The following is an 8,202-nucleotide window of genomic DNA, read 5'->3' as shown; positions in this document are numbered from 1 at the left end:
AGAGACCCTGTCGGCTCCAGCGGTTGAACCGGTTGTAAATCGTTGTGTAGGGACCGTATTCCGGCGGACAATCCCGCCAACGCGCTCCCGACCGCAGCATGTGTACGATCCCGCTGATCACGCGCCGGTCGTCCACCCGACGTGCACCGCGCCGTCCACGCGGCAGCAACGGCTCAAGACGCTTCCACTCCGCCTCGCTCAACCAGTAGAGTTGCTTGCGCATCAAGGCCTCCTCAAATTAGAGACCTTGAATCACGATTTAGCCCAACCGTGAATCCTTATTGAGTACGGACCCTAGCCCGCCGGCATCTGCTTCTCGACCAGCCGCACCCAGTAGGAGGCGCCGTGGCCGAGGATGTTGTCGTTGAACTTGTAGGCGGGGTGGTGGCACATCGGACCGTCGCCCATGCCGAGGAAGACGAACGCGCCGGGGCGCGCTTCCAGCATGAAAGCGAAATCCTCGGCGCCCATCACCGGCACCAGATTGTCGTTGACGCGGTCGGCGCCGACCACATCGCGGGCGACCTCGGCGGCGACGCCGGCCTCGCGCGCGTGGTTCAACGTCACCGGATACATCCGTCCATAATCCGTCTCGGCCGAGCCGCCATAGGCCTTGGCGATGCTGGAGGCGATCTCGCCGATCCGGCGCTCGACCAGGTCGCGCACACCGGGATCGAGCGTGCGCACGGTGCCGCCCAGCGTCACGGTCTCCGGGATCACGTTGAACGCGGTACCGGCCTCGAACATCGTGATCGAGATGACCGCCGATTTCAGCGGGTCGACATTGCGCGATACGATCGACTGCAGCGCATTGATGATCTGGGCGCCGATCAGCACGCTGTCGACCGCCTCGTGCGGGGCGGCGCCGGCGTGGCCGCCCTTGCCGTGGACGACAATCTTCAACGTGTCCGACGAGGCCAGCATCGGGCCCGGCGTCGTCGCGAAGTAACCCTCGGGCAGGCCGGGCATGTTGTGCAGGCCGTAGACCTCCTGGATGCCCCAGCGGGTCATCAGCCCGTCGTCGACCATCGCCTTGCCGCCGGCGCCGCCTTCCTCGGCGGGCTGGAAGATCACGACCGCGGTGCCGTCGAAATTGCGCGTCTCGGTGAGATATTTGGCGGCGCCGAGCAGCATTGCGGTGTGGCCGTCATGGCCGCACGCGTGCATCTTGCCGGGAATCTTCGAGGCGTAGGCGACGCCCGAGGCCTCCGCGATCGGCAGCGCGTCCATGTCGGCGCGCAGGCCGATGGTCTTTCCCGAAGTGGCTTTGCGGCCGCGGATCACGCCGACCACGCCGGTGCGCCCGATCCCCGTCACCACCTCGTCGCAGCCGAACTCGCGCAGTCTGTCGGCGACGATGCCGGCGGTGCGGTGGACTTCGTAGAGCAGTTCAGGATTCTCATGGAAGTCATGGCGCCAGGCGGCCATTTCATCCGAGAGGGCGGCAACGCGATTGACGATGGGCATGGGGAGCGTCCGTTCTTGTGAGCTTTGGTGGGCGGGTCAGCGTAGCGTAACCCGCCGACTTGTCACGCGGGAATGGTACCAGCCCCGTAGCCCCGGATGAGCGCAAGCGATATCCGGGAATATGCACAACCCGCCCCGGGTGTCGCTGCGCTCACCCGGGCTACGGGAACGGGGCTACAAATTCGCCAGCCCGCATTCGACGGCGAGGCGGACCAGCTGAGCGTCGGTCCGCATGCCGGTCTTGGCCTTGATAAGGTAGTGATAGTTCTGCACGGTCTTGGTGCTGAGGTTGAGGTTGGCGGCGATCTGCTCCTTGGTGCTGCCGGCCGCCAGCTGCCGGAGGATTTCGATCTCCCGCTCGCCGAGCTGGTCGAGCGCTGATCGGGTCGGCACCAGGCTCTCCAGCGCCAGCACGCGCGCGACGTCGTCGCTCATCGCGTGCTCGCCGCGCGCCACCGAGCGGATCGCCGCGATCAGTTCGGCCGGTTCGCTGCCCTTGGTGACGAAGCCACTGGCGCCGGCGCCGAATGCCGCTTTCACCTGGGCCGCCTCGCTGTGCATGCTGAAGACGAGGATGCGCGCGTCAGGGTCGCGCGCGCGGATGTTGCGGATCGCCTCCAGCCCGCTGGCACCCGGCATCGAAATGTCCATCACCACCACATCGGGCTGGTGCGACTTGAACGCGCGATAGGCACTGGCGGCGTTGTCGGCTTCGGCCACCACGTGGAAATCGTCCTGATGCTCAAGCACGCGCCGGTAGCCCTGGCGGACCACCGGATGATCGTCCACCAGCAGGATCGAGATGCCCCGAATCTTCGCCGTTGTCGCCGTCACGGTTGTCATCTCAGGCGGCGAGCGGGATCGTGGCGGCGACCGACAGGCCGCGGCTGGCGCGCGCGATCGACAGCGAGCCGCCGAGGGCTGTGACGCGCTCGCTGACGCCGGTGAGGCCGAAGCCCGCGGATTGCGCCACCTTGGCCGCATCGCCGCCGCCATCGTCCTCGACCCGCACCAGCAGGGCGTTCTCGCTTCCGGTGCGCCGCTCGATCCGCAGCACGATCTCGCGCGCCGAGCTGTGGCGCAGCGCATTGGTCAGGCACTCCTGCGCGACGCGATAGGCGGTGGCGGCGACCGTGCCGCTGATGTCGGCAAGGTCGCCCTGCAGATCGAGCTGGATCATCGGCTGTGCCGTGCGCGACCGCCAGCTGTCGACGAGATCGACGAGGCTTGCCTCCAGCCCGAGCTCTTCGGCCGGCGGATGGCGCAGCCGGTTCAACGTATCGCGCAGGCACGCCATGATGCGGCGCGTCGCCTGCGAGATCATCCGTGCATCCTGCGCAATTTCGGTGCCGGCGGCGTACTTGTCTCCGGCACTTGCCTCGATCGTGTTGGCGAAGGCGAGGATCGCGGTGAGATTCTGGCCGAACTCATCGTGCAGCTCGCGCGCCAGCGTGCGGCGTTCGTCGTTGCGGATTTCGAGCAGCCGCCTGGTCAGCACCGTGCGTTCCTCCTCGGCAAGTGCGAGGCGGTCGCCGAGATCGCTGACGGCGCGCCCGATCATCGCGAGCTCCATCGAGCGGACGCGCGGCAGCGGCGTACGGTACTCGCCGTCGGCCATGCGCCGCAGCGCCGACACGATCGAGTGGGCGGGCGCCAGCGTGTGCGCGATCGCAAGCGAAGCGAGCAGCGCGATGGCGAGCGCCATCAACAGCGCGACATGGATGTTGTCGAGAATGTGCTGCCAGGCGAGCGCGATCGCTGCGTCCGGATCGGCGATGGCGCGGACGGTTCCCGCGGTCGCGGCGCGGGCGCTGATCGGCCGCTCCACGGTGGCGTGATCGCCGAGCACCTTCTGCACGGTGGCCGCGAACCAGCGCGGCGGCGCCTTGCCGATTCCCTTGCTCTGGCCGCAGAGCGGCTTCTCGAAGGCGCCGGCCGGTTCGAACTGCACGCAGATCCCCGGCGCGATCAGGCCCATGGTTTCGATGGTGCGCCAGTCCGGTGCCGGCAGCAATTGCTCGCGCATCCGGTTGCTGCGCAGCAGCAATTCGCGCCAGTACAGCGCTTCGAGCGATTGCGAAACCCGCTCGGCGGACGCCTGCGTGGCGCGATCGACACTGCGATAGGCGTCGATCGTGGCCCAGATGGTGGCAGCGCCGAGGCATAGCGCGACGATCACGAGCAGGCGGGCGACCAGTTGAAGCACGAGGCGCATGCGATCACTCCACGGCCAGAGCATGATCCGAAACGGAGAGAAGCGGCTGGTCATGCTCAAACGAGAGATGCGATGCTAACAGCACCGCTGTTCCCCGCCAATCGCAAGCATGCGAAGCTATGCAGGTCGGGAAATTTGCCCGACGAAATCTGGGCAGATGTCTTTGGACGGCGCAGGCCGGCTCTGCTCTAACGGAAAGTGAGGCCCGCGCGGAGCCTCACGGAACACAGGGAGCTCACGCAGCATGGATGCCAAGGTCGACGTCGCGGCCGCATCGGCCGGCACGGACGCGGCGGAGCGCAGCGCCCTGCTGCTCTGGATGATCTTCACCGGCCTTTCGGTGTTCGCCGCCTTCCTGCTGTGGCGCTACGGGCTGATCCGCCTCATGATCAGTTCCGACCGCACCTACATTTCCAGCGTCATCGCCGTCCTTTACATCGTCACCTGCATCCATTGCTTCTGGCGGACGCGGGCGATCGCGCGGGAAGGCGAGGTGGCGCGCTCTTGCCGCACCATCCTCGCCGCGCCCGATGGCGCCAAGATCCTTGCATCAGGGGCGCTCGCATCAGACGCACGCGGTCTGCCCGGCGGGCTCGTCACCGATCACATCAAGAGCCTGGTGCAGAAGGCCGAGGCGCAGGCCAAGGGGCGCATCGACCAGACCCTGCTGCTGCGCACGCTGGCGGACCGGCTGCGCGGGTCCAACGGCTTTGGCGCCTTCGTCTCCGACACGCTGATGAAGCTCGGCCTGCTCGGCACCATCATCGGCTTCATCATCATGCTGGCGCCGATCGCTTCGCTGGATGCCGCCGACAAGGTCGCGATGAAGTCGTCGATGGGCCTGATGAGCGACGGCATGGCGGTCGCGATGTACACGACGCTGGCCGGGCTGATCGGATCGATCCTGGTCCGGATCCAGTATTACATGCTCGATTCCGCGACCCAGCGGGTGTTTTCCGACGCCGTCGTGCTGACCGAGACGCACGTCACGCCGGCCCTGGAACGTCGCCTTGGTACGCCGTCATGATGGATGAGTTCGGGCTCTATCCGCGCGAGGAGCCGTTCGATCCGCTCGGCGTGATGTTGTTCAAGGCGCTGCAGGTCATCGCCTTCCTGTTCTTCCTGGCGCTGCTTGCGGTGTCGCCGGATTCCAAGGAAGGCAAGATCGAATCCAAGGCGGAGTTCATCATCACGATGGACTGGCCGGACAACCATCCTGACGATCTCGACCTGTTCGTGCAGGATCCGGCCGGCAACATCGCCTGGTACCGGCATCGCGAGGCCGGCTTCCTGACGCTCGATCGCGACGACCGCGGCGGCGCCAACGACTTCATCGTGGTCAACGGCAAGAAGATCGCTTCCCCAATCCGCGAGGAGATCGTCACGCTGCGCGGCGTCGTTGCCGGCGAATACACCGTCAACGTCTCGCATTTCCAGGCGACGACCGGCGAGCCGGTGCAGGCCAATGTGAAGGTGCAGAAGCTCAATCCGACGGCGCAGGTGATCTTCGACGACAAGCTGACCGTCGATCACACCGGCGACGAGAAGACCGCGGTCAGGTTTCGTCTCGACGCCGAGGGCAAGGTGATCAACGTGGACCGGCGGCCGAAATCGCTGCTCGAGACCTTCCGCAGCAGCTGGCGCAACGGCGGAGACCTCGATCCGAACACCGGCGTCCCGAAATCCGGCGTCAGGGTGCTCCGCAATGATTAGCTTGCAGTCGGTGATCCTCACGCTTGCGGTCGCATACGCGGTGGTCGGTGCGCTGCTCTTGATCGTGCTGGTCTACGCGCGGCTGCACTGGTCGCTGAAGGCTGTCGTCATCGTCGTCACCAGCGCGTTCTACTTCGTCAGCTTCGGCGGCATGCGCGGTCTGCTCGGCTGGGCGTCCGCGGAAAAATTGCCGGCGAATTTCAAGCTGCTGTCGACGCGGATCGTGGAGCCGCATTCGCTGGAGGGCGACCCGGGCTCGATCTATCTCTGGGTCGAGGAGCTTGACGAGGACAACCGGCCGAGCGCGATCCCGCGCGCTTTCCGCATTCCCTATAGCGACGCGCTGGCGGAGCAGACCCACACCGCCGAGAACGAGATCAAGGCCGGGCACCCGCAAGGCGGACGGGCGGCGGATTTCGGCGGTGGCGACGGCACCATCATGGACTTCGTCAGGGAGTACATCACGCCGAAGACGATCGTGGAGACGACGGGCGGCGATTCCACCACGGGGACGTTCTTGGCTCCGCCGGCCGGTGCGCAAGGGTCGGTGTTCACGCCGCTGCCGCCGCCCCGGATGCCGCCCAAGGACGAGCAGCGATAGCCGGCTGCCTGCCAGGAGGATGGCACAAAAATAGGGATCGGCAATAATCAGTCAGCGAAATGGACAGTAATCATCCGGAATACCTCAATTCCCTGAAGTGTGTAGTCTTGGGGCTAACCGGGGCTAGATTTTATCCCCAAGACATTTTCCCGGCAAAGGGGCCGCCGCGTGAGGCGGCCCCTTTCGATTCTGGCGGCAAGGCGCTGTGGAAGGTCCGCTAGGAGGGGCCGGCGCGGCGAGGCGGGCTCACAGCACCGTCAGGAATGCGATCGCGAGAACCATCAGCCACCCGACAATGACGAGCGAGACCACCGCGCCCGCGGTGATCTTGGCGATCTCCTTCAAGGTCATTGGCCGGTCCATGCAAGCCTCTCCCAGGTAGCCCCGACCCAGACATAGGCGCGGATTGGCAGATCGCCCCGGCTGCTCACGGAACGTTGTAGCGCCCATCAGCCGAGGGCTTTCCCGGGAGGCCGCTGTCATTTCACAAAATATTGTCTGACAGATATTGAAATCTGTCATCGGGATGGTGTATATACTCACCACTTCAAGGGAGGAGGGCGCCCAGTGGCTGTTCCGGCGTTTGGCCGGGGAACCGGACTTAATTTGACTACCTCGAAGGACTACCTCAATGACCATAGAAATCTTTCAATTGACCGCCCAGATTCAACAGTGGCTCAATCTTCGTGTCGCCCGCCACTTGGCCGCCCAGGCCGCCAAGTTCACCCGCGGGCAGGACAGCGATAACCAGACGGTAAACGCATGAACGAGGCGGTGGTTTTGACACCCGAGCGGATTCTTGAGGCAACTGAGGATGTCTTGAGGCGCTTCGGGTTGACCAAGGCCACCGTTGTCGACGTTGCCCGTGCGCTGGATGTCAGCCACGGCAGCGTCTACCGTCATTTCCCCAGCAAAGCCTCGCTGCGCGATGCCGTCGCCAAGCGCTGGCTCGACCGCGCCAACGAGCCGCTGTGCAAGATCGCAGCCGGCGATGGCCCGGCGCCGGAGCGGCTGGAGCAATGGCTGCGCACCGCCTTCACGATCAAGCAGAAGAAGGTCTGTGACGATCCAGAGATGTTCGCGACCTATCTGGCGCTGGCGCAGGACGCGCGCGAGGTGGTGGAAGCCTACAAGGACAAGCAGGTCGACCTGATCGCGAAAATCCTGTCCGACGGTGTCGCGCAAGGCGTGTTCGAGATCGACAATGCGAAGGCGACCGCACGTGCCGTGTTCGACGCCACCGTCCGCTACCATCACCCGGCGCATGCCGAGGAATGGGCCAAGCCGGAATGCCCGGGGCGGATCGATGCGCTGCTGGCCCTGCTGCTGAAGGGCCTGCGGGTCTGCAAGCCCTAGCCGACCGTTCTGCCGATTTCCCTCTGACCACCTGATGCCTTTGGCCCGATTGCGAGCCCGGGGCCGCGTGTGCTTGATATCGGATACGGATCAGCAACGCGGATCACGATGCGGCTTGCACTGTTCGCCGATATTCACGCCAACCGGCAGGCCTTCGCCGCCTGCCTCGACGCTGCGCGTGCGCGCGGCGCCGAGCGGCTGATCTGCCTCGGCGATATCGTCGGCTACGGCGCCGATCCCGAATGGGCCGTCGACACGGTGATGGACCTCGTGGCCAAGGGTGCGATCGCGGTGCGCGGCAATCATGACAATGCGATCGGCGTGCCGAGCGACAGCATGAATGCCGAGGCGCAGGCCGCGATCGACTGGACCCGCGGCCGGCTCAGCGGCGAGCAGAAGGCGTTCCTCGCCGAGCTTCCCATGTCGCGGGAGGAGGACAATCGGCTCTACGTGCACTCCGAAGCTTCGGAGCCCGCGAAATGGCGCTACGTGCGCGACACCGCCGACGCCGCGCGCAGCATGATGGCCACCGAGCTGCAGATCACGTTCTGCGGCCACATCCATCGTCCCGGCCTCTATTCGATGTCCTCGACCGCCAAGATGACGAGCTTCGTTCCGACTTCGGGCATCGCCGTTCAGTTGCTGCCGGGGCGGCGCTGGCTTGCGGTGCTCGGCTCGGTCGGCCAGCCGCGCGACGGCGATCCCGCGGCGTCGTTTGCGATGTTCGATACCATAAGCCGCGAGATCACCTTTCATCGCGTGCCCTACGATGTCGCAACCGCGGCGGCGCGGATCAAGGCGAACGGCCTGCCGCACTGGCTCGCCGAACGCCTGCTGCTCGGCCGGTGAC

General features: G+C 65.6%; 10 protein-coding genes. 6 read left to right on the top strand and 4 right to left on the bottom strand.

Annotated features, from left to right (window positions below; all coding sequences use genetic code 11):
- From J6525_RS32355 to J6525_RS32340, 4 genes are all read right to left on the bottom strand, one after another.
- A partial coding sequence (locus J6525_RS32355) for a transposase (protein WP_225647758.1) occupies nt 1–223 on the bottom strand: 223 nt, incomplete at its 3' end.
- A 71-nt stretch (nt 224–294) separates the two neighbouring features.
- Nucleotides 295–1,467, bottom strand: a complete 1,173-nt coding sequence (locus J6525_RS32350; RefSeq protein WP_225647757.1) for a M20 aminoacylase family protein — start codon at nt 1,465–1,467, stop codon at nt 295–297.
- Nucleotides 1,468–1,641: 174 nt separating this feature from the next.
- Nucleotides 1,642–2,310, bottom strand: coding sequence for a response regulator (locus tag J6525_RS32345; protein ID WP_225647756.1), 669 nt, complete (start codon nt 2,308–2,310; stop codon nt 1,642–1,644).
- Nucleotide 2,311: 1 nt separating this feature from the next.
- Complete coding sequence (locus tag J6525_RS32340; RefSeq protein WP_092088600.1) at nt 2,312–3,682, bottom strand: histidine kinase; 1,371 nt, start codon at nt 3,680–3,682, stop codon at nt 2,312–2,314.
- A gap of 244 nt (nt 3,683–3,926) precedes the next feature.
- On the opposite strand from J6525_RS32340, the gene J6525_RS32335 reads away from it, so the two are divergent.
- From J6525_RS32335 to J6525_RS32315, 6 genes are all read left to right on the top strand, one after another.
- Nucleotides 3,927–4,709: a MotA/TolQ/ExbB proton channel family protein gene (locus J6525_RS32335; RefSeq protein ID WP_057018416.1), complete on the top strand. Its 783-nt coding sequence runs from the start codon at nt 3,927–3,929 to the stop codon at nt 4,707–4,709.
- Nucleotides 4,706–5,395, top strand: a complete 690-nt coding sequence (locus J6525_RS32330) for a DUF2135 domain-containing protein (RefSeq protein ID WP_092088578.1) — start codon at nt 4,706–4,708, stop codon at nt 5,393–5,395. Before J6525_RS32335 ends, J6525_RS32330 begins: the two co-directional genes overlap by 4 nt.
- Nucleotides 5,388–5,996 (top strand): hypothetical protein, encoded by a 609-nt coding sequence (locus J6525_RS32325; RefSeq protein ID WP_225647755.1) that lies wholly within the window; start codon nt 5,388–5,390, stop codon nt 5,994–5,996. The genes J6525_RS32330 and J6525_RS32325 overlap by 8 nt, the downstream gene beginning before the upstream one ends.
- A gap of 631 nt (nt 5,997–6,627) precedes the next feature.
- Nucleotides 6,628–6,762, top strand: coding sequence for a hypothetical protein (locus tag J6525_RS47025; RefSeq protein ID WP_016843141.1), 135 nt, complete (start codon nt 6,628–6,630; stop codon nt 6,760–6,762).
- Nucleotides 6,759–7,352 carry a TetR/AcrR family transcriptional regulator gene (locus tag J6525_RS32320; RefSeq protein ID WP_092088582.1) on the top strand — a complete coding sequence of 198 codons (594 nt, stop codon included), beginning with the start codon at nt 6,759–6,761 and terminating at the stop codon, nt 7,350–7,352. Before J6525_RS47025 ends, J6525_RS32320 begins: the two co-directional genes overlap by 4 nt.
- A gap of 108 nt (nt 7,353–7,460) precedes the next feature.
- Nucleotides 7,461–8,201, top strand: a complete 741-nt coding sequence (locus J6525_RS32315) for a metallophosphoesterase family protein (protein ID WP_092088601.1) — start codon at nt 7,461–7,463, stop codon at nt 8,199–8,201.
- Nucleotide 8,202 lies beyond the last annotated feature (1 nt).

This window comes from Bradyrhizobium australafricanum (assembly GCF_020329495.1).
Classification (GTDB): domain Bacteria; phylum Pseudomonadota; class Alphaproteobacteria; order Rhizobiales; family Xanthobacteraceae; genus Bradyrhizobium; species Bradyrhizobium australafricanum.
This window is presented reverse-complemented; position numbering and strand designations above follow the sequence as displayed.